The organism is Streptomyces sp. Inha503, assembly GCF_047215865.1.
In the GTDB taxonomy this organism is placed as follows: domain Bacteria; phylum Actinomycetota; class Actinomycetes; order Streptomycetales; family Streptomycetaceae; genus Streptomyces; species Streptomyces lycopersici.
In genome coordinates this window covers 11,822,068-11,845,411 of sequence record NZ_CP178360.1, presented here as the reverse complement: position 1 = coordinate 11,845,411, position 23,344 = coordinate 11,822,068, and the positions used below count along the sequence as shown (strand labels likewise).

The 23,344-nt window shown below is 70.4% G+C and carries 20 protein-coding genes and 3 pseudogenes; 13 read left to right on the top strand and 10 right to left on the bottom strand.

Features of this window, described 5'->3' with window-relative positions; translation table 11 throughout:
- Window positions 1-11: 11 nt before the first annotated feature.
- Window positions 12-908 carry an SDR family oxidoreductase gene (locus tag ACJX2R_RS48895; RefSeq protein WP_413105435.1) on the bottom strand — a complete coding sequence of 299 codons (897 nt, stop codon included), beginning with the start codon at window positions 906-908 and terminating at the stop codon, window positions 12-14.
- 81 nt (window positions 909-989) lie between these two features.
- On the opposite strand from ACJX2R_RS48895, the gene ACJX2R_RS48890 reads away from it, so the two are divergent.
- From ACJX2R_RS48890 to ACJX2R_RS48880, 3 genes and pseudogenes are all read left to right on the top strand, one after another.
- On the top strand, window positions 990-1,577 hold the full coding sequence (locus tag ACJX2R_RS48890; protein ID WP_413105434.1) for a TetR/AcrR family transcriptional regulator: 588 nt from the start codon (window positions 990-992) through the stop codon (window positions 1,575-1,577).
- Between the two features lie 363 nt (window positions 1,578-1,940).
- A complete protein-coding gene (locus ACJX2R_RS48885; protein WP_413105433.1) occupies window positions 1,941-2,294 on the top strand; it encodes a hypothetical protein in 354 nt (117 codons plus the stop codon).
- Window positions 2,295-2,374: 80 nt separating this feature from the next.
- Window positions 2,375-2,814: pseudogene (locus tag ACJX2R_RS48880) on the top strand (transposase); the annotation flags it as partial.
- 56 nt (window positions 2,815-2,870) lie between these two features.
- On the opposite strand, the gene ACJX2R_RS48875 reads toward ACJX2R_RS48880, so the two are convergent.
- A complete protein-coding gene (locus ACJX2R_RS48875; protein ID WP_413105432.1) occupies window positions 2,871-3,809 on the bottom strand; it encodes a hypothetical protein in 939 nt (312 codons plus the stop codon).
- 654 nt (window positions 3,810-4,463) lie between these two features.
- Here ACJX2R_RS48875 and ACJX2R_RS48870 point away from each other — a divergent pair.
- The 6 genes and pseudogenes from ACJX2R_RS48870 to ACJX2R_RS48845 all read left to right on the top strand — a co-directional run.
- Entirely contained in the window at window positions 4,464-5,027 is a 564-nt protein-coding gene (locus ACJX2R_RS48870) for a dihydrofolate reductase family protein (RefSeq protein ID WP_413105431.1), read from the top strand.
- A gap of 59 nt (window positions 5,028-5,086) precedes the next feature.
- A pseudogene (locus ACJX2R_RS48865) lies at window positions 5,087-5,197 on the top strand (short-chain dehydrogenase); the annotation flags it as partial.
- Window positions 5,198-5,286: 89 nt separating this feature from the next.
- Complete coding sequence (locus ACJX2R_RS48860) at window positions 5,287-5,544, top strand: SDR family oxidoreductase (RefSeq protein WP_413106148.1); 258 nt, start codon at window positions 5,287-5,289, stop codon at window positions 5,542-5,544.
- Window positions 5,545-5,837: 293 nt separating this feature from the next.
- Window positions 5,838-6,764: a GNAT family N-acetyltransferase gene (locus ACJX2R_RS48855; protein ID WP_413106147.1), complete on the top strand. Its 927-nt coding sequence runs from the start codon at window positions 5,838-5,840 to the stop codon at window positions 6,762-6,764.
- 275 nt (window positions 6,765-7,039) lie between these two features.
- A complete protein-coding gene (locus ACJX2R_RS48850; protein WP_413105430.1) occupies window positions 7,040-7,762 on the top strand; it encodes an aminoglycoside 3'-phosphotransferase in 723 nt (240 codons plus the stop codon).
- Window positions 7,763-7,986: 224 nt separating this feature from the next.
- Window positions 7,987-8,325, top strand: a pseudogene (locus ACJX2R_RS48845) (transposase); the annotation flags it as partial.
- An 87-nt stretch (window positions 8,326-8,412) separates the two neighbouring features.
- Here ACJX2R_RS48845 and ACJX2R_RS48840 read toward each other — a convergent pair.
- The 6 genes from ACJX2R_RS48840 to ACJX2R_RS48815 form a co-directional block, all read right to left on the bottom strand.
- Window positions 8,413-9,159 (bottom strand): phosphotransferase family protein, encoded by a 747-nt coding sequence (locus tag ACJX2R_RS48840; protein WP_413105429.1) that lies wholly within the window; start codon window positions 9,157-9,159, stop codon window positions 8,413-8,415.
- A gap of 338 nt (window positions 9,160-9,497) precedes the next feature.
- Window positions 9,498-11,756: a 2-dehydropantoate 2-reductase gene (locus tag ACJX2R_RS48835; protein WP_413106146.1), complete on the bottom strand. Its 2,259-nt coding sequence runs from the start codon at window positions 11,754-11,756 to the stop codon at window positions 9,498-9,500.
- 50 nt (window positions 11,757-11,806) lie between these two features.
- A complete protein-coding gene (locus tag ACJX2R_RS48830) occupies window positions 11,807-12,670 on the bottom strand; it encodes an SDR family NAD(P)-dependent oxidoreductase (RefSeq protein WP_413105428.1) in 864 nt (287 codons plus the stop codon).
- Entirely contained in the window at window positions 12,670-13,998 is a 1,329-nt protein-coding gene (locus ACJX2R_RS48825; RefSeq protein ID WP_413105427.1) for an MFS transporter, read from the bottom strand. Before ACJX2R_RS48825 ends, ACJX2R_RS48830 begins: the two co-directional genes overlap by 1 nt.
- On the bottom strand, window positions 13,995-14,951 hold the full coding sequence (locus tag ACJX2R_RS48820; protein ID WP_413105426.1) for a polysaccharide deacetylase family protein: 957 nt from the start codon (window positions 14,949-14,951) through the stop codon (window positions 13,995-13,997). Before ACJX2R_RS48820 ends, ACJX2R_RS48825 begins: the two co-directional genes overlap by 4 nt.
- A gap of 114 nt (window positions 14,952-15,065) precedes the next feature.
- On the bottom strand, window positions 15,066-16,073 hold the full coding sequence (locus tag ACJX2R_RS48815; protein ID WP_413105425.1) for an Lrp/AsnC family transcriptional regulator: 1,008 nt from the start codon (window positions 16,071-16,073) through the stop codon (window positions 15,066-15,068).
- A 350-nt stretch (window positions 16,074-16,423) separates the two neighbouring features.
- Here ACJX2R_RS48815 and ACJX2R_RS48810 point away from each other — a divergent pair, with 350 nt between their 5' ends.
- A complete protein-coding gene (locus tag ACJX2R_RS48810) occupies window positions 16,424-16,615 on the top strand; it encodes a helix-turn-helix transcriptional regulator (RefSeq protein WP_262698041.1) in 192 nt (63 codons plus the stop codon).
- Window positions 16,605-17,012, top strand: a complete 408-nt coding sequence (locus tag ACJX2R_RS48805) for a DUF2178 domain-containing protein (RefSeq protein ID WP_413105424.1) — start codon at window positions 16,605-16,607, stop codon at window positions 17,010-17,012. Before ACJX2R_RS48810 ends, ACJX2R_RS48805 begins: the two co-directional genes overlap by 11 nt.
- On the opposite strand, the gene ACJX2R_RS48800 is transcribed toward ACJX2R_RS48805, so the two are convergent.
- Entirely contained in the window at window positions 16,991-19,705 is a 2,715-nt protein-coding gene (locus ACJX2R_RS48800) for an ATP-binding protein (protein ID WP_413105423.1), read from the bottom strand. The two genes, ACJX2R_RS48805 and ACJX2R_RS48800, sit on opposite strands and share 22 nt — an antisense overlap.
- Before the next feature lie 133 nt (window positions 19,706-19,838).
- Here ACJX2R_RS48800 and ACJX2R_RS48795 point away from each other — a divergent pair, with 133 nt between their 5' ends.
- Window positions 19,839-21,128, top strand: a complete 1,290-nt coding sequence (locus ACJX2R_RS48795) for an MFS transporter (RefSeq protein ID WP_413105422.1) — start codon at window positions 19,839-19,841, stop codon at window positions 21,126-21,128.
- The gene (locus ACJX2R_RS48790; protein ID WP_413105421.1) at window positions 21,125-22,468 is read left to right on the top strand and encodes a carotenoid oxygenase family protein; all 1,344 of its coding nucleotides are present in this window, start codon (window positions 21,125-21,127) and stop codon (window positions 22,466-22,468) included. Before ACJX2R_RS48795 ends, ACJX2R_RS48790 begins: the two co-directional genes overlap by 4 nt.
- 54 nt (window positions 22,469-22,522) lie before the next feature.
- On the opposite strand, the gene ACJX2R_RS48785 is transcribed toward ACJX2R_RS48790, so the two are convergent.
- Window positions 22,523-23,290 carry a TetR/AcrR family transcriptional regulator gene (locus ACJX2R_RS48785; protein ID WP_413105420.1) on the bottom strand — a complete coding sequence of 256 codons (768 nt, stop codon included), beginning with the start codon at window positions 23,288-23,290 and terminating at the stop codon, window positions 22,523-22,525.
- Window positions 23,291-23,344 lie beyond the last annotated feature (54 nt).

Sequence of the window (23,344 nt, the reverse complement as noted above, 5' to 3'; positions counted from 1 at the left end):
GGGGGTGTCGGTCAGTCGGTACGTGCCGCGGTCGTGCGGCCACGGGTCTTGGCCGGGTAGTGCTTGCGCAGGTCGGAGGTCGTCATCCGGTCGAGCATCCGGTTGGACACGAAGCGGGAGACACCGATGAGGAAGGTGGCCGTGGCGCCGATGGTGTACCGGGGGCGGGGCCTGCGGTCGGTCACCGCCTTGGCGATCGTCTTCGCCGCGACGTCCGCGGTCACACCGGCCTTGGTGAACGCGGCGATGTGGGAGGGCAGCGCCTCCATCAGGTCGCCGTAGCGCCCGTTCTGCTCCGGCGTCATCCGGGAACCGAGCTCCCTCAAGCCGGCGGTTCCGTGGCCGGCCATCTCGGTCTTGACGCCGCCCGGCTCGACCACCACCACCCGCACGCCGTGCGGGGCCAGCTCGTTGCGCAGCGCGTCACTCATTGCTTCTATCGCGAACTTGCTGCTGGCGTACGGTCCGTAGCCGGCCATGGAGAGCCTGCCGAGCATCGAGGTGATGTTGACGACGCGGCCCTTGCCGCGTACCAGTGCGGGAAGCAGGGCCTGGGTGACGGCGACGTGGCCGAAGACATTCACCTCGAAGATGCGCCGCCATTCGTTGAGCGGCGTCACTTCGACCGGGCCGGCGCCGGGGATGCCGGCGTTGTTGACCACCGCCCGCAGCGGCCGCTCGTCCTGCTCGACGCGTGCGGCGAGCGCGGCGACGTGGTCGGGGTTGGTGATGTCGACGATCACCGGCTCGACGCCCGCGGCGCGCAGGGTCTCGCTGTCGCTGTCGCGCCGCACGCCGGCGAGGACGTGGAAGCCGCGGCGGGCCAGTTCCCGCGCGGTGGCCGCGCCCATGCCAGTTGACGCTCCGGTCACGACCACGAGCCCTTGAATTTCAGATGACGTTGTCATCTTTCAAATGTGGAGCTTTCAGATGACACTGTCAACTGGCTCAAGTGACTTAGTCATCACAAGGACGCTAGGATCGTCCGCATGACCAGCCGCGCCGAATCAGCCGCCGCCACGCGCCGCGCCCTGCTCGACGCGGCCGCTGACCTGCTCGATTCCGGTGGCCTCGACGCCGTGACGTTGCGCGCGGTGGGAGCACGCGCCGGAGTGACTCGCGGGGCGCCCTACCGGCACTTCCCCGACAAGGAGAGCCTGCTGATCGCCGTCGGGATCCAGGCCTGGGACACACTGGGAGACCGCATGCACGCCCTTCGCGCGGATCCGGGCCTGTCGCCCGCCGAGAAAATGCGCAATGGCCTCATCACACTCATAGACGTTGGCCGCTTTCAGCCACACCTCTACAAGCTCATGTTCAGCAACCCACCCGGCGACCCCACGGCACTCGCCCGTGCCGCCCAGCGCAGCCAGACCGAGTTCCTGGCCGTCGTCGCCGACCTGGTCGGCGAGCAGCACGCCCGCCGATACGCGGCCCTGCTCATCAGCAGCGCGAGCGGGATCGCCGGCTTGGAGGCCAGCGGCCAGCTTGCCGACCCCAAGTGGGGCGGCGTCTCCGCCGAAGACCTCACCGACACCCTCGTTGACATGATCACCGGCAAGAGCCGGCACGCATGACCTGCGACCAGTGGACTCGGCGGCTACGGCCAGAAAAGCGCGAGATCAGCCCGGACATCATCGGCTTGCCATCGCCCAGTTCATCCTCCGACGACCAACGACCTGCTGCACGGCACGCCCTGACCAAGCAGCGGCATCCACACCCCACGGCCCCTCCGGGCCGAGCTACAGGAAATCTCGACCACCTGGCAGGAGCAGATCTTCCCGGATATCGCGACCGAGATCGCCGCCGTCCAGTGCACGCTCATCGGCTACAAAAGAGGATGCGAGGATCGACGCCTGGCGCGGCTGGATGATCCTTCATCGCCACCTCTCGCGCGAGTTCGATCGGCCGGCATCGAGCAGGAGGTATATGCCCTGCTGGTGACCTACCAGCTGCTGCGCAACGCGATGGCCGACGCGATGATCACCCGACCCGATCTCGATCCGGACCGGGCCAGCTTCTCCATCGCCTGGCACAGCGCCCGCGACCAGATCATCCAGGCCGCAGGCGTCATCGCCGAGACGGTCATCGACCTGGTCGGCACGATTGGCCGCCATGTCCTGACCGCGCTGTTACCCGCTCGACGACTGCGGCTCTGTCCCCGCATCGTCAAACGCGCGATCTCCAAACACCAAGCCCGAGGCCCGAACATCGACCGCACCAGCTACAAAGCCACCGTCGGTATCGACATCCTGACTCCATCAAACACCTTGACGGCCACGCTCGATCCTTAACTTCACGGCCTTGCAACTAGGCCGCTTTTAAAGGGGTGCCTGCGGGGCCTGTGGGAGGCGCCTGCCGGCCGTCGTTCCACGCCCTGGTGGACGCTGCCGGACATGTGACCTGGGACGTCTCGGTCGGCTCGGGCACCGTGCGGGCGCACCAGCACGCCGCTGGTGCCCGGAAGGACGGCGCGGCACAGAAGGAGCCGCCCGGCGGGGACGGCGCCCCCCCGGCTCCCCAGCCCGCCGATCACGCCCTGGGCCGGTCCAGAGGCGGCCTGACCTGCAAGTTCCACCTGGCGTACGAGCAGGGCCAGAAGCCGCTGGCGATCACCGTCACTGCGGGCCAGCGCGGTGAGACAGCCCGCAGCTCACCGTCGTCCTGGACGCGATCCGGGTCGCCCGGCCGGGCGGCGGCAGGCCCAGGACCAGGCCGGACAGGGTCCTGGCCGACAAAGGCTACGGCTCCCGGGCCAACCGCGTCTGGCTCCGCCGCCGCAAAATCCGCTGCACCATCCCGCCTGATGGCGATTCCCGACAACGGCCGGGGTCGCTTCTCACCTCACCTGGTTGGCCCTTGGTCGTGAGCTATTGGTCGTGAGTCAGTCGAGGAGTCTGGCGATGAGTTCCTCGCGTGCGTTCCTTGGGGGTCAGGCCGTGCCAGAGCGCCATCGCCGGCAGTAGTTCGGTGCCGGCGGCTGGTTGGATCGTCACGGCCACGGCGCCGTTTTCCTCGCCGGTCATGGGCTGGGCGCACAAGAGGATCCAGCCGCGCCGGGTGGGAACGCGGGTGAGCGCTGGCGTATCCGGGCGGCGCGCGGCCTGGGTGAGGTTCCAGGTGGTGCTCTCCATCGGCATACGCGGCGCAGCGAGTGCGTGGGCGGGCAAGGTCTCCAGCTCGCCGATCCACTCGCGCGCCGATGGTGTGGCCGCCACGACCGTCTCATCGGCTCCGACGATGAGCACGCCCGGCGGCTGGTCGAGCCTGCTGGGCTCCGGCGGTGCGCCCGTCGCGTAGCGTCTCATCGCGGCGATGGCGTCCCGACCGAGCCGCTGGGCGCCGGCCGCCTCGGCCGCTGAGAACGGCCGGGCTCCCTGGGAGCGAAGCAGGGCCAGACCGCCCCACGCTCTTCCCGCCTCGACCAGCGCGATACGCAGCTCGCTACCGACACCTTGGTCGGCCATCACCGTGCGCATCGCGGCGTTGCGGCGTGGGCCGGGAGCGCCGGTGTTGAGGACACCCACCCGGCACGGACCCTCGACCAACCGCTCGAAGGCAAAGGGGTGATCGCCGTCCAGGTGGTCGCCCAGGGTCAGTCGGCGGGCGGCCGCTGGGCTGTAGCCGTGCTGTCTTGCCAGGAAGCAGCCAGCGCCGGTGACCGGGTCCACCGCGGCGAGCATGTATCCCTGGTGCGGTATCACACGCCCGATCCACCGCGAGATCACCGTGCCCAGCTCGGTGGTGGAGCCGATCTCCGCCGCAGCCCCGATCGCCGCGGCGCGGGAAGCGCTCTGTGCAGTGCTCACCCGACCAAATATCAGCTACGCAACGCAGTCCGGCGGAAACATACTGCCATCGCTCACTGCCATGCCTCAGACTTCGCACCCGCGAGACCCCCAAGGCCGGCCCTCCAGTTGGCCGGTTGGGGCGAGAACAGCCCGGAAGAAAAGGCGCTGGCCCGCCGAGCTTGCGCATCACCTCGTCCAGGGACTGGACCAGGTGCGGGCAGTCCTCGGACTCCGATGGCACCGCCCGCCACCGGCCCGAGTGCGCGAGCTCCCCGACCAGAAGATGGGCATGCTCGCCCACTCCCCACCCCTCCGGGGCATCCGGCAGCTCCAGCCATTCGAACTGGATCTCCTCGCCCGGCGGGTGCGCGATCACCGCGATGTTGCGGCCGGTGGAAGCGTGGCAGGGCTCGCAGTGAGGCCGGACCTGATAACGGCGAAGCGCCCGCGTGAACGTCGAATACACACCCGATAGCCGAGCGCGGTCACCTCGTCGAAGGCCGGAAGTGTGGCAACGCTGTATGCCCGACCCTCGTCCGTCCCGAAACAACGTGGCACGCACGGGTGAATGATCTCCTGAGGTGACTCGGCCCAAGGGATCCCGCGAGTCGCGATGAGTCCTGCGGCCTCCGGCGGTCGTACTGTCGAACCCCTTGCCGAGGAGGACTTCTGATGCGCAGCGTGACGTACTCGATGAACATCTCACTCGACGGCTACATCGTCGGGCCGGACGGCGGCTTCGACTGGACGGCGCCCGACGAGGAGGTCTTTCGCTCCTGGATCGACGAGATTCGAGAGGTCGGCGTCCATCTGTTGGGACGACGGTTGTACGAGACGATGCTGTACTGGGAGACCGCCGACCAGGATCCGTCGCTCGACGACTCAAGGCTCGAGTGGGCCGCGATCTGGAAGCCGCTCCCAAAGGTGGTGTTCTCCACCACGCTGTCGGCGGTGCAGGGTCATGCCCGCCTGGCCTCCGGCGGCCTGGCGGAGGAGATCGAGCGGTTGCGGGCCGAGCAGGCGGAAGGCGACATCGCGATCGGCGGCGCGGCTCTCGCCGCCGAGGCGGCCGCGTTGGATCTGATCGACGAGTACCGGGCCAGGGTCTACCCGGTGCTGGTCGGCGGTGGTATTCCGTTCTTCCCCCAGCACGAGCGCCGGGTGGATCTCGAACTCGTCGAGACCCGCACCTTCAGGTCGAAAGTCGTCTACCTCCGCTACCGCGTGGCGCGCTAGTCGGCTCGTCCTGGGCCGAAGCCGCCCCCGAGGAGTGGCCCGACACCTACAACGTCAACGTGGTCTCAGGCGTCCGCATGATCCAGCGCCTGGTTCCCGCGATGCGCGAACGCGGCTGGGGCCGTGTCGTCACCATCGGCGGCGGACTCGCCTCCCAGCCGATGCACACCCACCCCCAGTACAACGCCACCCTGGCCGCCCGGCACAACCTCGCCGTCTCCCTCGCCGCGACCTCAAAGGCACCGGTGTCACATCCAACATCGTCTCCCCCGGAGCGATCCTCGTCGAAGCCACCAAGGACCTCGTCATCAGCATCGGGCCCGCCCGAGGCTGGGGCCGGAGCTGGGACGAGATCCAGCCCAACGCCGTCCAGGCCCTCATCCCCAACGACCAGGAACGCTTCGGCGAACCCGATGAGATCGCCGCAGCCGTCGCCTACCTCTGTAGCGACTACGCCCAGTACGTCAGCGGAGCCACCATCCGCGTCGACGGCGGACTCATCCGCTCCGCCTTCTGAGCACACACATGGACATCCTGCTCGGTCAGAAGATACGGCGTCATCGCGATCAACTGTCGGACGCAGGGCGATCGAAAAGGGCTTGCGGGCGGGGGCGGCGCTCGGCTAGACGTTACGGCGGAACCCCCACCACGAGAGTGAGGGGCCACGACAGCGAGAGGAGGGGTAAGCCCATGATTCCCATGATCACCGCGCTTGTCTCCTCCCGGGGCGCGGACCACATCTGACCCCGGAGCGGATGATGGGCGCCTTCACCGGAGCGTGCCTTGACCGTGAAACAGAACGACCTGACCATGCGTCCGATCACCGGACGCGAAGAACTCGTCCTCTTCTCCCAACTGCCCTACACCCTCAACGAGGAACTGGCGGACGACCTTGCCGCCGGCCGCCGGCGTCCGGAATGGATGTGGGTCGCCCTTCGCGGTGAGCGCCTGCTGGCCAGGGTCGCATGGTGGGGGCGGGCCGGAGACGACACACCATTCCTTTTGGATATTTTCGATATCGACGACAGCAGCACGGATCGCGATCGCGTGGACATCGGCGTGCGGCTGCTGCGGGCCGCCACGGCCGCGGTGGTCCCAGTCGACGCCCGTCCACCCGAGTACAACCGAGCCGTCCCACCCGATTGGCGCGAGGGCGGAGCGACGACCGGGCGCATCGTCGAGGACCGCGTACTCGCCCTGGAACGGACCGGTGCCCGCCAGTTCGTCGAACGGCTGCTTCTGGAGTGGCGTCCCGGGACGCCACTCCCCGAGCCGAGGGGACGCCTGGCGTTCCGGCCGGTCCGCGACACCGAGGAGATCCTCGCCCTGATGACTCGGGTCCTGGACGGAACGCTGGACGCGCACAGCCGGGACGACCTGACCCTGATGTCCCCACGCGAAGCGGCGGCCAGACACTATGAGGAGGAGCTCGCGCACTACCGGAGCCCGCAGGACTGGTGGCGGATCGCGACACTGCCGGACGGCGAGCCGGTGGGGTTCGTCACCCCGGCCCACAACGACTACAACGCCGTCATCGGCTACCTCGCCGTACTCCCCCAGCATCGGGGCAACGGCTACATCGACGAGATCCTTGCCGAAGGCACCCGGATCCTCAGCGCGCAGGATGTCCCCCGCATCCGGGCAGCCACGGATCTCGGCAACACCCCCATGGCGGACGCTTTCCAGCGCATCGGATACGTCAACTTCGCACGCCGGATCTGCATGGTCTGGAGCTGACCGAGGGCGCGGAGCAAGCGCGGGTCCATGCGCCACGGGTGACCCTGCGAGCGCGGCGGGGATTCCGCGTCGCGCTGTGGGGTCTCCCCCGCAGTGCCGAGTCCCCGGAGTCGCCGGAGTCCCCGGAGTCGCCGACGGCGGTGTCCGGGAAAATCGGTTGACCGACTGCTGGCGGGTCCGGTGAGAATGGCCTGGTGATAGCCGCATCGCCACAAGGACCGGTCCAGCTTCCACGGATCGTCACCGAGTTCGCGGCGGGGCGACCGGTGCGGGCCGTGTGGAAGAACGAGCTCGGCGGCCTGACGTTTCGGATCGGTCTGGGAGACGCGCAACAGTTTGTGAAGTGGACGCCACCAGGCAGTGGTATCGACCTTTCGGCCGAGGTGGTGCGCTTGCGCTGGGCAGCGGCGTTCACTGTTGTGCCGCCCGTACTCGACGAGGGCGCGGACGAAATAGGGTCCTGGATCGTCACAGCCGGTCTGCCCGGACGCATGGCGGTGGACGACCACTGGAAGCGCGACCCTCGGACCGCAGTACGCGCTATCGGCACTGGTCTGCGCGCCCTGCATGAGGAACTGCCCGTCGCGGACTGCCCGTTCGACTGGTCGGCCGAACTGCGGCTGGAGACGGTTCGGTCGCGAGCGGCGGCGGGCCGGATCAATCCGGCGGACTGGCATCAAGACCTCCAGCACATCGGGACCGTTGAGCGTGCGCTCGACCTGCTCGCCGACATCCCGCCGGTCGATGAGATCGTTGTCTGCCATGGCGATGCCTGCGCTCCGAACACCCTCATCGGCGACGACGGCACGTGCAGCGGCCATGTCGACCTCGGTGCGCTCGGTGTCGCCGACCGCTGGGCCGACCTCGCCATCGCCACATGGAGTACGCAGTGGAACTACGGTCCCGGTTGGGAGGAGTCGCTACTCGAAGCCTACGGGGTGGCACCGGACCCGGAGCGGATCATGTATTACCGGCTGCTGTGGGAGCTGTCGGACTGAAGCGATCCGGGTACCCCGGTCGGGCCTGGGACGGGCGCGAGCCGGTCGAGACGAGGAAGACCGCTGCCAGACCGTGGGAGATCGACGACGGACTGTGGGCGCGCATCGAGCCGTGGTTGCCGGTCGTCCCGCGTAATCCACGGCGTCCAGGCCGTATGCGTCTGGATAGCCGCAGGGTGCTGTGCGAGCTGCTGCTCTCCGAGTTGCGGCCGCAGACCTGCTGGAATCACCTGATCGTCGAGGCGCACGGCATCCCGCTCGCGGCAATCACCACCGGCGGCAACCGCAACGACGTCACCCAGCTGATCCCTCTGATCCAGGCCATTCCGCCGATCCGTGGCAAGCGCGGCCAGCCGCTGCGCCGCCCCGAGCACCTGTATGCCGACCGCGGCTATGACCACGAGGTCTACCGGGACAAGGTCCGCCGGTTCCAGATCACCCCGCACCTCGCCCGGCGCGGCACCGGGCACGGCTCCGGCCCGGGCGTGTACCGCTGGGTCGTGGAAGGAACGATCGCGCTGCCGCACTGGTTCCGCCGCTTGCGCATTCGCTGGGAGATCCGTTGTTGAGAGTAAGGGCGGGCGATCGCCCCAGGGGACGGCCTGCTCGATGCGTCGGAACGCATACGTGGCAGTCGGGCCCGCGCAGCCTCACATCCGGGCTCTCAGCACGTCGACCTCACAGCCCGGCGCGAAGGGGTCGAAGCCGTGCTCGACCAGCCAGCGAACCCCCAGCAGGCTTCGCAACGACCACCATGCGCGGATCACGTCGAGGTCGACGACGGTGCCGTAACCGGCGATGACGTCGTCAAGGTGCTCCTGGTGTCCGAGCGTGAAGGTGGCGAGGTCGTACAGGGCATCGCCCTGGCCCGCCTCGGACCAGTCGATGATGCCGGTGACCTCGTCGCCGTCGACGAAGACGTGATCGATCTGGAGGTCGCCGTGCGCGAACGCCGGAGTCCACGGCCGCAGCGCGGCCTCGGCGACCTGGCGGTTGCGGGTGACCAGGTCGGCGGGGAGGATGCCGTTCGTCACGAGCAACTCGCACTCGCCGTCGAGTTCCGTCACCAACTCGTCGGGACCCCGGCGGCGCCGGCCGACCCAGGGCGGCAACGGCGCCTCGTGCAACTGCCGGATGGCGGCACCCGCCGCGGCCCACGCCGCCGGCGACGCGGTCGACGGCTCACCGAGATGGCCTAGCGCCGTCCCCGGGACGGCGGCGATCGCTAGCACGGAAGGCTTGCGCCACAGGACCTCCGGAGTCGGGACTGGCGCCAGGGCCATCGCCTCGACCTCGACGTCGATGCGCGCCTGATCGGCGTCCACCTTCAAGAACACGTCACCGACGCGCAGAGTCGCGCGCTCGGAATGGGCGACGACGACTTTGACCTCATCCATGGGCGACCAGTATCCCGGGGATGACCGCCGACATCGCCAGGTTTATCGCGTGCGATTACGCGGCCGACCGCGTGCCGCCGGCCCACCTTCGCAGACACGGAATCAAGGCGACGATTCCAGTGCCCTCGGACCGTGCCCGCAATCGCCACGAGCTCGGCTCCCGGGGCGGTCCGGCCACCGAAGTTTGTGAGTGGGTTCGCGGTCTGCCTCAGCTCGTTGGCGCGGACCCGTTCGCAGGCGTCGGCGACGATGGCCTGAGTATCCCAGTAGAACGGACGGACCTCGGTGATCTGCCCGTCCTTGTTGCCGAGGGCGGCTCCCGGGCTGGCGCAACCGTTTCATTCCAGTGCCAGCGCCGCCAGCACCGTGGCGGCCAGCGCCGCGCGTGTGACCATGCCCGACACCGAGGTGTTCTCCGAGCGGGCGTGTGCGCCCGAGCCCACCGCGCCGATACCGTCCAGGACCGGCGTGCCCTGGGCCACGACGAAGTTGCCGTCGCTGGCTCCGCCGACCGACGCCTCGGGCAGGTCGTGTCCGAGCAGCGCGGCGCATCGGCGTGCCAGGTCGGCGAGTGCGGCAACGCTTTCCGTCCGTTCGAACACAGGGCGGTTCCAGCCCCCGGTGACCTCCACGCGGGTCCGCGGGTCGACGGGGCGCAGAGCGGCGAGGGCCGCTCGGATGCGTTGTTGTTCGGCGGCGGTGGCTACGCGGACGTCGATGCGGCCGACGGCGTGTCCCGCCGTGACGTTGCTGCGGGTGCCTCCCGCCACCACGCCCACGTTCAGCGAGGTGCCCGCGTCCGGGGAGCGCAGGTCCGCCAGGCGCAGGATCTGGTGGGCGAGTTCGTCCACGGCGCTGGCTCCGGCGGTCGGGTCGAGTCCGGCGTGGGCCTCGCTGCCGGTGACCGTGACGGTGAAGAGTCCGACGCCCTTGCGGGCGGTCTTGATCGCGCCGTCGGCGGCGGCCTCGAAGACCATGGCGAGCCTGCTGTCGCGGGCCTCCTCCACGATGGCGTCGCGGGAGGCGAGGCTGCCGGTCTCCTCGTCGCCGTTCAGCATCACGGTGCAGGCCGGGCGGGGCAGGTCGAGGGCGTCGAGGGCGCGGAGTGCCCAGACCGCCTGGACGAGGCCGGCCTTCATGTCGAAGACGCCGGGTCCGCTGATGCGGTCGCCGTCCCGCTGGAAGGGCCAGGTGTCGAGGGTGCCGGTCGGCCATACGGTGTCGTAGTGCCCGAGGAGGAGCACCGGGCGGTTGTCCTGGGTGGTGGTGTCCCGGGCGGAGTAGCGGCGGACGAGGATGTCCCCGGCCTCCTCGCGTGCGAGGGTCTCCTCGGCGTCCGGTTCGCCGAGGCGTCGGTCGAGCCAGCCGCGCAGCCAGCCGAGGCAGGTGCCCAGGGCGTCGAGGTCGTCGCTGGCGCTGCCCTGGGAGGTGTAGGCGGCGAGGTCGGCGACCATGTCCTCGCGGTGGGCGTCGAGCCATCGCCGTACCGCTTCGGCCTGTGCGGAGTCGAGGGGAAGCGCGGAGGCGGGGGCCTTGGCCAGGCGGTCCAGTTCGTCCAGCCGTGACTCCGACATGTCGTGCGCGGCGCCCTCCAGTTGACGGAGGCCGTTCACGACCGTGCGCAACAGGGTCGTGGGCAGGCCTTCGCGCGCCGCGTGGTGGAAGACGTCGGTGTAGTGGGTGGGGGCTTCGACGGGCCGGTGGCGTACGGCGAGGTCGCGCCAGATACCGCTGCGGTCCTTCGTCTGGGTGCGCAGCCATGCGGTGAGGCGGTCGAAGGCGGCGTTCCGGGCAGCGGGGTCCGCTCCCGGTCGGAAGGCGTGCGGCTCGAAGGCGTCGAACGCCTCCAGGGTGACGCCGAGGCGGTCGGATACGGCGAAGACCTCAGCCGTCAGGGCGGCCATGGCGGGGCGGTGCCGGTCGATGAGGTCGGCCATCGGAGCGTCCGCGAGGGCGGTGGCGGCGAGCATGGCGCCGAACCCGGCCTTGGCCCATAGGTATCCCTCTACGTTGTCACTGGCCACGGCCGGGCCCCAGCTCCGCAGGTCGGCCACCAGGTCCCGGACCCTCGGGCTGACCGGTGCGCCGTCCGGCTCGCCGATGACGAGGGCTCCGGCGCCGCCGTCCTGGATGACACCCGGTTCGATGACGTCGGCGAAGATGTTCACGAAGGCCGCGACGGTGCGGGAGGCGCCCACACGCTGGGCGATCAAAGACTCGTTGAAGCCGTTCTGGAGAGAGACGACATAGCCGTCCGGAGCCAGGCGGGGCGCGATCCAGTCGAGCGCGGCACCGGTGGCCTGTGCCTTCACGGCCAGCAGTACGCGTCCGAGGGGGCCGGCGAACTCGTCCGGGGTGGTGGCGGTGACCGGCACGCTCTCGCGGGTGCCGCCGCGGGCGACGACGAGTCCGTGGGTGCGGATGGCGTCCACGTGGGTGGGGTCGGTGTCGACGACGGTGACCGGGTGGCCGGCGCGGGCGAGGGCGAGGGCGAGGGTGCCGCCGATCGCTCCCGCGCCGACGACGGTGTATCCAGGCTTCTTCGGGTGGGTTTCGCTTTTCGGACGGGTTTCGCTTTTCGGGCGGAGGTCGTTCATCGGGTGGGTGCCGTCTATCGGGTGGATGTCGTTCATTGGGTGGGTGTCGTTCATCGGGTGCGTCCTTCCGCGGTCGCGGCCGCAGACGCCGGTACGGGGCCGGACAAGGTGGCGCGGGTGTCGTCGGGCTGCCAGATCCGGGGCAGGTGAAGGGCGCCCGTGCTGGATCCGCCGTCCACCCTCAGGACCTCGCCGGTGATCCAGGAGGCGTCGGGGCCGGCGAGCCAGCGCACCGCCCGCGCGATGTCCTGCGGCGTTCCCGGGCGGCCCAGTGGGTTGGTGCCGATGGCCGCGGCGTACTGGGCGGAGACGGGGTTGCAGTCGCTGGCCACCGGGACGAATCCGGGGCTGACCGCGTTGACGCGGATGCCGTGCGCGCCGAGTTCCAGGGCGGCGGCGCGGGTGGCCATCTCCAGGGCGGCTTTCGAGCTGGCGTAAGGGCCTCCGCCGGGGCGGGCGCGCTGCGCGGCACCCGAGGAGATGTTGATGACCGAACCGGGCCGTCCATGCCCGCCGGCGAGCCGGGCGAAGGCGGCGGTCGCCAGGACGGGGGCGCGCAGGTTGACGGCGAACAGCCGGTCCCAGGCCGGGGCGTCCACATCGGTCATGTCGAGGGAGGGGTACACGCCCGCCGCGTTGACGAGGATGTCCACCGGGCCGTGCTCCGCCCAGGCCGCCTCGACGACGGCGGTGGGCGCGTCGGGGTCGGTCAGGTCCGCGGTCCGTGTCGCCGTACGGGTTCCCAGACGTGCCCCGGTCCGCTGGAGCGCGGCGGGGTCGCGGTCGACGAGCGTGAGGAACACGCCCTGGGCATCCGACTCCCCGGCGAACCCCTCGGCGAACTCTTCAGCGAACTCCTCGGCGATCGCCCCGCCGATGCCGCCCGCGGCGCCGGTGATGAGGACGTGGGTCATCAGCTGAACTCCTTGTCCTTGGTCTCCGGCATCGTGAGGTAGACCACGAGGGAGATCAGTGAGGCCGCCGATACGTAGACCCACAGCAGGTCGCCATGGCCGCTCTCGTGCAGCCAGGTCGTCAGGTAGGGCGCCGTGCCGCCGAAGATCGCGACTGCCAGGGCGTACGGCAGGGCGATGCCGGTGGCGCGTACCTCCGGCGGGAACTGCTCGGCCATGATGACGGCGCAGTTGGCGGAGTAGCCGAGGATCAGCAGCATGCCGATGAGCTGGACCAGGAAGAGGCTGAAGAAGCTGTTGCCGAGCAGGTGCAGCAGGGGCCAGGCCAGGACGGTGAAGCCGCCGGCGAACGCCGCCATGGTCGGCTTGCGTCCCACGCGGTCCGAGACCACGCCTATGAGGGGCAACGCGATGACGAAGACGACCAGGCAGAGGGTCTGTGACAGCAGTGCGGTCTTCAGCGGGATGCCGGTGGTCAGATTCGCGTACGTGGGAAGGTAGTTGACCCAGATGTAGTAGGTGAGGGTGCCCGCCACGGTGATCCCGGCGACACGCAGGGCGGCCGCGGGATGCTCCGCGAACATGGCCTTGACGGGATTGGTGCGGGTGCGGCCGGCGCCCTGGAGCTGGGCGAAGGAGTCGGTGTCCGCCACGGAGATCCGCAGCCACAGGCCGACCAGTCCGAGCAGGCCGCCGAGGATGAACGCGACGCGCCAGCCCCAGGAGTGCAGGGCGTCGTCGCTCAGTGCGGAGGTGGCGAGCGTACCCAGCAGGGAGGCGACGAGCACGCCACCGGCGACCGACACCTGCTGCCAGGACCCGGCGAACGCGCGCCTGCCGCGAGCCGCCGACTCCACGAGGAACGCCGAGGAGGAGCCGAACTCGCCGCCGGCGGAGAAACCCTGCACGAGCCGGGAGACCAGCAGGATCAGCGGCGAGACGATGCCGATGCTCTCGTAGGACGGGGTGACCGCTATGACGAAGCCGGCGCCCGCCATCAGGCCGACCGTGAGGGTCATGCCCTTCTTGCGGCCGTGGCGGTCGGCGTAGGCGCCGAGCACGGCGGCGCCGACCGGACGCATCACGAACCCGACGGCGAAGACGGCGAGCGTGGACAGCAGGGCCACCGCGCCGTCGCTCTTGGAGAAGAACTCATCTGCGATGATCTTGGCGAAGATGGAGTACAGCGCCCAGTCGACCCATTCGACGGTGTTGCCTATGGTGCCGGCGACGATGGCCTTGCGCTGGGCGCGGCTCAGCCGGAGCGTGGCGGGGGCGGCGCCGTCCTCGCGCAGGGGGCCGGTGGGCGTGGCGGATCCGGTGTTCATGGTGTGTGCTCCGGGGTGTCGGCGGCGGAACCTGCCGCGGTCCGGCCGTGCGGCACGCCGCGGGCCAGGTCGGCGAGCTGGGCGTGCGTCGCGTACCAGACGCCGGGGTGAGCGGCGATGTGGTCGAGGAGTTCCCGCAGTGCCACCAGGCGCGAGCGGTGACCGATGACGTGCGGGTGCAGGGTGAGCTGGAAGACGCCGCCGTCCCGGTACGCGGCGTCGAACTCGTCGGTCCAGATCTCCCGTACGTCGCGCGGGCGGCTGTGCGGGCGGACGGACCCGTAGCGGTCCATCGTGAAGTACGGGGCGTCGTCCCGGATCCAGTCGACGGGGATCTCCACCAGCCCGGTGGGCCGGCCCTCGGCGACGATCTCGTAGGGCTCGTCGTCGCCCATGAGCGAGGAGTCGTAGGCGAAGCCCAGCTCGAGCATGATGTCGAGGGTCGAGTCCGAGAAGTCCCAGGACGGGGTGCGGATGCCGACGGGGCGCCGGCCGGTCAGCGCGGTGAGGGTGTCGATGGCGCGCGCCGTGAGTTCCTTCTCGTCCTCGCGGCCCAGCAGCGTGTTGCGCTCGTGGATCCATCCGTGGACGGCCAGTTCGTGCCCGTCTCGGGTGTAGGCGCGGGCCTCCTCGGGGTGGACGAGGGCGGAGACGGCCGGCATGAAGAAGGTCGCCGGGACGCCGTAGCGGGCCAGGAGGTCCAGGATCCGTGGAGCGCCGGCGCGGGCGCCGTACTCGCCCTGGGCGAGCCGACCGGGGCTGGTCTCGCCGTCGCGCAGCGGGATCGTCTCGTGGTCGGAGTCGAAGGAGAGGGCGACCGCGACCCGGGCACCGCCGGGCCAGCGGTCGGGGACCAGCCGCCGTCCGGCGCGCACCGCGTCGATATGGCCGCGCCAGGTGTGCTCGGGCCAGCGCCAGCTCTCCGAGGGCAGGCCGAGGTCGTCTGTGGGCATGGTGGTCTCCACAAGGATCGGGGGACGGGAAGAGGGCGGTTGACGGTACGGCGGGGCCGCCAACCGGGCGGTGTGCGCGATAACCGGCTGGTGTGCCCGACGGCCGGCCGGGGCTCAGACGGCGCGGACCATCCGGTGCCAGGAGTACTTCAGGGTGGCCAGGTGCAGCGTGACGTCGGAGGCGATCAGCCCGGGCAGTGCCCCGATGATGTCGCTGGTGTAGCGCAACAGATCGGTGCGGCGGGGCAGCACCATGTGTCCGACGAGGTTGAAGCGCCCGGTCGCCGCGCCCAGGAACTTGGTTCCCGGATGCCGCGCGAGCTGCCGCCCCGCGGCGTCGAGCCGGTCGGGCTCGATCGACAGCCACACCATGAACTCCGCGTCGTACCCGAGCAGGGTCGGTTCGACGAGAGTCCGGAACTGGAGGATGCCGCGGGAGATGAGCCGGTCCATGGCCCGTGCGACACCGGACTCGGTGTGGCCCAGACTCCGGGCCAGGGTGCTGACCTGGGCGCGGCCGTCCTCCTTGAGGGCCGCGGCGACCTCCTGCTCCAGACCGGTCAGCGCTTTTGGCGCCTCGTCCCAGTCGGCGCGGTCGCACGACGACGCGAGGGAGGCGGGCCGCAGGTCCGCGGCCGCCTCAACGGACAGCAGCCCGGTGTCCCACATCGACGCGGAGGTGAACGCACGGATGACGGCGACAGCCTCGGTGCTGGTGATCAGGTCGGCCCCGGGCAGGTCGGTGAAGAGCATCCGCATCATCTCCTCGTTGTCGCGGGCAACGAAGTCGACGATGAGATCTGCGGCACCGGTGACGACGGCCAGGAAGCGCACGTCCGGGCTCACCGCCAGCTGATCCGCGAGGTCCAGCCCGCGGCCGGGCCTGGCCTGCACCCGGACCAGCATGGAAGAGCCCTCCCGGGTGCGGTCCAGCTCCAGCGTGCCGACGACCCGCAGCACTCCCCGCTCGCGCAGGGCCTTGTAGCGCCGCTGGGCGGTCGTCTCGCTCGTACCCACCCAACGAGCCACCGCGCTCCACGGGGCGCGACCGTTGAGCTGGAGCGCCGCGATGACGCGGCGGTCCAGGTCGTCGATGGTGTCCACGGGAGCTCGGTGGGTCATGGGGCGGACGCTAATCAGCGCTTTTCCGCTCGTCAATGATGGAATCCTGCATCACCCCAGGTCACAGCCGGGTGATCCAGCACCGTCCGGGGTCACGAAGGAGTAACGGCCGCAGTTCCGGTACGCATGCACGGATGGCGTCGAGCGTGACGGATTACGTCACCCGAGCATCCGAAAAAGTTCACCCGCGCGGTTCCGGCCAACGCGTTGGGGTGCTCCGACGGTGTGGTGATCGGCGCCCGCGCCCAGGTGCGCGACCTCGCGGAGTTCCTTCGCCAGGTCTCCGGCGATGCAAAGGCGCGATGTAAAGGACACTTGACACTGGCCGATGTAAAGCCTACTTTCCATATATGCGGAACGAGGTACGTCAGCTGCGTATCGTCATGGGGCTCTCCCAGCAGGAGTTGGGGCGGGCGCTGGGTGTTTCCCGGCAGACGATCAATGCCATCGAACAGTCTCGCTATGACCCATCGCTGCCTCTGGCAATCCGTATGGCCCGGTACTTCGGTAAGACGGTGGAGGAGATCTTTCATGTCGACTGACCACGAACCAGAGACCACCCGCGGCCAGCGCTGGGCCGTCCCAGCCGTGGGGCTGGCCATGGGCGCGGTCTTCATCGCGGTCTTCCTGGCCCGGAACGACCCCGGAATGGCCGCCGGCGGCTTCGTCACCATGGCCGCCTATGTGCTGGTCCTCGTCATGGCATCGCGCCGGTCGGAGTCCGCCGCGCTGCTGCGCGGCCAGACCACGGACGAGCGCCGTCGAGCCATCAACCAGCGCGCGTCCGCGTTTACGCTGCACGTTCTCGTACTGGTGCTCCTGGCCGGCTTCGTGACCGAATTGGTCCGCGGGCACAGCGGCCACCCCTGGGATGTGCTGTGCGGGGCAGGCGGCGTGACCTACATCCTCGCCACCATCTACTTCTCGCGTCGCGGCTGACCGGCCTGCGGACGGCCACCACCACGCGGCTGACGAATGTCGGGCAGCTCTCGCAGTTGCCTGCGTGAGGTGAGCCCGAGCTTGCGGAAGATGTTGCGCAGATGCGCGTCGACCGTCCGCGGGCTGAGGAACAGCTTCGCCGCCACCTCCTTGGAGGTGGCACCGTCGGCGACCAGGCGTGCGATGTGCACCTCCTGCATCGTCAGCTGGTCCGATGCCTTCGACGTGCGGCTGCGGGCCTTCGCGCCCGTGGCACGCAACTCACCGGCGGCGCGCTCGGCGAACGCCTCCACACCGAGGTCGGACAGCGACTCGTGGGCCGACCGCAGGGCGGACCGGGCGTCACGCCGTCGGCCCTGGCGGCGCAGCCACTCCCCGTACAGCAGATATGCCCGGGCTCGGTAGACGACCAGTGCGCTGTCGTCGAGCAGTCCGATCGCCTCCTGGTAGGCGGACTCGTCCGCGGTCACCAGGGCCCGCGCATAGGCCTCGACGCCAAGACCCCATGCCTGCCGACCCGCCCGCGTGCGCTCCCGGAGGGACGCGAGGGCCGCGGCGGCGACCTCGGTCTCGCCGCACCGCACGGCCGCCTCGACCAGCTCGGGCAGGGCAAGGCCCGCCGTGCCGACGGCGCCGTACTGGACCGCCTGCTTCGCCGCCTTCAGCGCGGCCGGGTAGTCGGCCAGGCCGTTGCCGAGCACGGCCATCGCCCACTGCATGCTGAGGCTCATCCCGTGATCCACCGACGAGAACAGTTCGAGGGCTTCGTCGCGCCGCCCGCGCATCGCGGCCAGGTGGAGACGCGGATAGACCAGCGGTGCCGCGCCGGTGGCGTCGGCGATCGCCTCCTGCTCGGAGATCAGCTCCATCGCGGCACCGAAGTCGCCGGTGTGCACGGTCGCGGTGGCCCGCATGGCCAGTCCGATGGGCAGCGCGTGGAAGGAGCCCGACTCTCGGCCGGCCGTGACGGCACGGGTGGCGATGGAGTGCATGGCGTCGAAGTTCCACAGCTCGGTGGCCAGCATGAAGCCCAGTGATGGCCGCCTGGCCCACACCTCGTCGCCGACGTCGCCGACGACAGGCCCGAGGATCTCCCCCGCCGCCTGGTGCCCGTCGCTCACCAGGTTGATCAGGCCGGTCAGGACCGCCGCCGCGCCGGCTGCCGGCCCGCCCGACGGCGGGGACTTCCCGACTGCCTCCACCACGTGGTCGAGCCCGCCGAGCAGAAGGGCCATCTCGAAGGCGTCCAGGTAGCACTCCCGTGACCAGGCGGGGTCGGTGGCCGCCAGCCGGGCGGCGGCGCGCAGGAGGTGCGCCGTGGGGCCTTCGTCCCCCCGGCGGCGGACGAACGACAGCCTGCCGCGGAGCAGGTCGGCCCTGGCTGCCTGGCTCGGATCGTCGGTCGCCACGGTGGTGAGCAGATCGGCCGCCGCTTCGAAGTCGCCCACCGAGAGCTTGGCCTGGACCGCGGCGAGGGCACGCTCGGCGCGTTGGACCGGACTGATCGTGAGCGCGGCCGAGCGTTCGAGGAAGGCCGCGGCCGCCGCGACACCGCCACGCTCCTGGGCGCGAGTGGCTGAGGCTTCGAGCTCGGCGGCGACCTGCTCGTCCGGACCGGCGCCGGCCTGGGCACGGTGCCAGGCCCGCCGGTCGGGGTCGGCGACCGGGTCGGTCACGGCGGCCAGCGCCTCGTGCGCCCTGCGCCGCTCCTCCGGCCCTGCGGCGCGGTAGGCGGCCGAACGGGCGAGGGGGTGGCCGAACCGGATCCGGGTGCCGAACTCGACCAGCGGGATGGACTCCGCGGCGGCGGCCGCGTCGATGCCCAGGAGCTCGGCCGCACGCCACAGCAGGCCGGGGTCGCCGATCGGGTCGGCGGCGGCGACGGTCACCAGCAGCCGGGCCGCGGGCGGCAGGAGTTCCAGCCGGGACCGGAAGCTCCGCTCGATCACACCGGGTACCGAGTCGGGCTGGGCGAATCCGCCCGCCATCCCCGCGAGTCCGGCGGTCCTGGGAAGCTCCACCAGCGCGAGGGGGTTGCCGCGCGCCTCGGCCAGGATGCGGTCACACACCCGCTCGTCCAACGGGGCGCGGATCGCCGCGGCCAGCAGCGCGCGGGCATCCGATTCGCCAAGGCCCCGAAGCGCATGGCCGGGCAGCCCGTCCAGCTCGTGCCGGTGGCTCGGCTCGCGCGCCGCGAACACCAGGGCGATCGACTCGGCCGAGACCCGGCGGGCCACGAAGGCCAGCGCCTTGGCCGACGCCTGGTCCAGCCACTGTGCGTCGTCGACGACGCACAGGAGCGGGCGTTCGCGCACGGTCTCCACCAGGAGGCCCAGCGACGCGACGCCGACCAGGAACGGATCGGGTGTGCCGGTGTCGAGGCCGAAAGCGATCTCCAGCGCCTTGCGGTGCGGCGCGGGCAACGCCGTCAGCCGGCCGGTGACGGGCGAGAGCAACTGGTGCAGCGCGGCGAACGGCAGCTCCATCTCGAACTCCGCGCCCGACGCCCGCATGACGCGGAATCCGGTCGCGGCCTCGTCCAGATGCCGCAGCAGCGCGCTCTTGCCGATGCCCGGCTCACCGCGCAGGACCAGGACGCCGCCCCGGCCCTCCCCCGCCGCTCGGAGCAGGGCGTCGAGCCGGCGTATCTCGTCCTGACGGCCGATCAGGACATCCGTATATGTCTCGGGCACGTCCGAAACCTATGCGGTCGTGCGCCGCGGGGGAATCAGGGAAGACCCCAGTCACCCGAGGTCTCCCGTGGGGAGTCGGATAGGCGATGACTACCGACGCGAGCGGCGGACGCCCACTGCGAGTGTCGAGCCCATGACCCGCACCGCAACGCAACGGACCACCACCGGCTGGATACCGCTGGCGGTTTTGGCCACGGCCCAGTTCCTGGTCGTGCTGAGCACATCGATCGTGAACGTCGCACTGCCCCAGATCCGGGCCGGGCTCGATCTGTCGGATACGGGCCAGGCGTGGACGGTCAACGCCTACGTACTGGTCTTCGGCGCGCTGCTGCTGCCGGGCGGGCGCGCGGGCGACGTATACGGCCTTCGCCGCGTGTTTCTGCTCGGCATCGGCCTGTTCGCCCTCGCCTCCGTGGGCGCGGCTCTGGCGCCCACCGCGATCGTGCTGATCGTATGCAGGGCGGTGCAGGGAACCGGCGCCGCGCTGCTGGCGCCCACGGCGCTGGCCCTCGTGCTGACGCTCTATCCCGACAAGGAGCGGCGTGGCACCGCGCTCGGAGTGTGGGGCGCGGTCTCCGGTGCCGGCGGCGCGGCGGGCGTGCTGCTGAGCGGGCTGCTCACCAGCCTGTACGGCTGGCGTGCGGTGTTCGTCGTGATGGTGCCCCTCGCCCTGGCCGTCCTGGTGGCCACCCGGCTGCTGGTCGGGGCGGACCGGCCACGCGGCGGAAGCCTGGACGCGCCGGGCGCGGTGACGGTGACGGCTGGGCTGGCCGCGCTCACCTACGGCCTGTCAGGCCGTTGGCCGCTCGCCGTGCTGGGTCTGGCGCTGCTCGGCCTGTTCGTGGTGCTCCAGCGCCGCGCCACCGACCCGCTGCTGCCGGGGCGCATGAGCGTGGTGGCGGCGCCCAATGTGCTGATGGCCCTGCTGGGCGCGGTCTGGCTCGGCCTCTTCTACTTCCTGCCGCTCTACCAGCAGCGCACCCTCGGCTACTCGCCCTTGGAAGCCGGGCTGGCCCAGCTTCCCCTCGCCCTCATGATCACCCTCTCGTCGTGGGCCACCGGCAAGGTCTTTGGCCGCCATGTGCTCCCCGTGGGCCTGCTGGTCCTCGCGGCCGGACTGGCCTGGCTGTCCCGAACCCCGGCCGACGGCACCTTCCCCGTGGACCTGCTCGGCCCGACGCTCCTCATCGGCATCGGGCTGGGGGTGGCCTTCGTCCGGCTCACCGCGATGTCCTCCACGGGCGTCCCGGCCGCCGACAACGGTCTGGCCGGCGGGCTGGTCAACGCAACCCGGCAGATCGGCGGAGCCATCGGCCTGTCCTTCCTGACCCTGCTCCCCTCCTTTGGCGTGGCCTTCCTGGCCTGCGCCGCCCTGACCCTGCTCATCTCGACTCTCTCGGCTCTCTCGACGCGAAAGGCATGACCGTGCCCCTGGACAAGCCGTACATCAGCGGCCACTTCACCCCCGTCACCGATGAGATCACCGGCCGCGAACTGAAGGTGCGCGGCACCCTCCCACCCGAGTTGAACGGCCGCTACTTCCGCAACGGTCACAACCCCAAGCCGGGCATCACCCCCACCCACTGGTTCCGCGGCGAGGGCATGATCCACGGCGTCCGCCTCACGGGCGGCCGGGCCGAGTGGTACCGCAACCGCTGGGTGCGCACCCCCTTCCTGGCCGGCGTGCCGTTCACCGGAACCGAGCTCGAAGTCAGCGCCGCCGCTACCAACATCATCTTCCACGGGGGCCGCTACCTGGCCCTTCAGGAGGCCAACCTGCCCTGGGAGGTCAGCGCCGAACTCGACACGATCGGCGTCCACGACTTCGGTGGCAAGCTCACCAGCGCGATGACCGCCCACCCCAAAGAGGACCCGGCGACCGGCGAGCTGCACTTCTTCAGCTACGGCCCCTTCCCTCCGTATCTGACCTACTACGTGGCCGACGCCTCCGGCGACATCGTCACGTCGGAGGTCATCGACGGCTCCGGCCCGTCGCTCATGCACGACTTCGCCATCACCCGCGAGCACGTCGTCTTCATCGACTCGCCGGTGGTCTTCGACCACGCCGAGCACTCCGGCATCCCCTACCGCTGGCACGACGACGTCCCGCTGCGCATCGGTGTGATGCCGCGCGCCGGGGGCAGGACCAGCTGGTTCGAGGTGGCCGACCAGGCGGCGCTGTTGCACGTCGCGGGCGCCTACACCGACGCGCAGGGCCGGATCGTCCTCGAAGCACCGCGCTTCGACCGTTCCGCCTGGGAGAACTCGTGGAAGTGGTGGGTCGGCGCTCCCGGCTACGGCACCAGCCCCGACGCCGGCTCGACCTTCCACCGGTGGATCATCGACCCGGCCACGGGCAAGGTCACCACGGAGTCCCTCAACGACCTGGCCACCGAGTTCCCGTCGATCAACGACGCCCACACCGGTTCGGCCTACCGCTACAGCTACGCCATCGCCTTCCCCGGCGCGGGCCTGTCGGGCTACCACACCGTCAAGTTCGACACCCGGACCGGCCGGGAGAAGCTCCTCGCGCACGGCGCGGGCCGGATGCCCGGCGAGGCCGTCTTCGCGCCCGCCGAGGACGGGACCGCCGAGGACGACGGCTACCTGCTCACCATCGTCAGCGACCTCACGGCCGACGCCTCGGAGCTCCTCGTCCTGGACGCGAGCGATCTGAGCACCGTGGCCGCCGTCGAACTCCCCCGCAGGGTGCCCGCCGGTATCCACGGCCACTGGATCCCCGACTCCGGGATACCCGCCTGACCCGCCCCCGCCGCCCGGTCCGCCGCTGAACTCCCCCGCGGCGGCCCGGGCCTGTCAACGGCGACGGCTCATGAGGTGGGCGAGGCCGTCCAGGATCCGTTGCAGTCCGAAGGCGAAGGCGTGTTCGGGGTTGTACATGCCCTGGTGTGCCGCTCCCGCGGCGCTTCCGACGCGCGCCGCGAGGGGGAATCGGGCGGGGTCGAAGACCTTGGTCAGGAGCGGTTCGTTGGCGGCCCACCACTGCTGGTCGGACATCACGCTGTCGCGGGCGGCGGCCTGGCTGTCAAGGGTCGCGCGGGCGACGGAGTGGACGAAGTCCAGAAGGAGGGTGCGGGCCGCATCCATCTCCACGTCGTCGAGGCCCAGGCCGTCGAACGCGGCCAGTTCGTGTTCGTACTTGGTCATGAGGCCGGGGCCCAGCGGCGGGCGTGCTGTGGACATCGTCGCCACCCAGGGGTGGCGGTCGTACAGATCACGGTTCTCGTGCGCGACGGCCTCCACCCTTGTGCGCCACGGGGCCGTCGACAGGTCGCCGCGCGGCATCTCCAGGTACACGCGGTCCATCATGAGGTCGAGCAGTTCCGCCTTGCCGGGGACGTAGGTGTAGAGCGTCATCGGCGTCACCCCCAACTGCCGGGCGATGCCGCGCATGGTCAGGGCCTCCAGGCCGTCGGAGTCTGCGAGCTCGACGGCGACCCGGACGACGGCGTCGACCGTCAGCCCCTGCTTGGGGCCGCGGCGGGCATCTCCGTGTCCGGGCTCTCGCCACAGCAGTTCCAGAATGCGGGCCGGGTCGCTCGTGCCCCCGTGTTCCTTGGCCATGGGCTCCATTGTTCCCGCTCTGGTCCTCGGTCCCTTCCCCTCCTTTCTCTATAC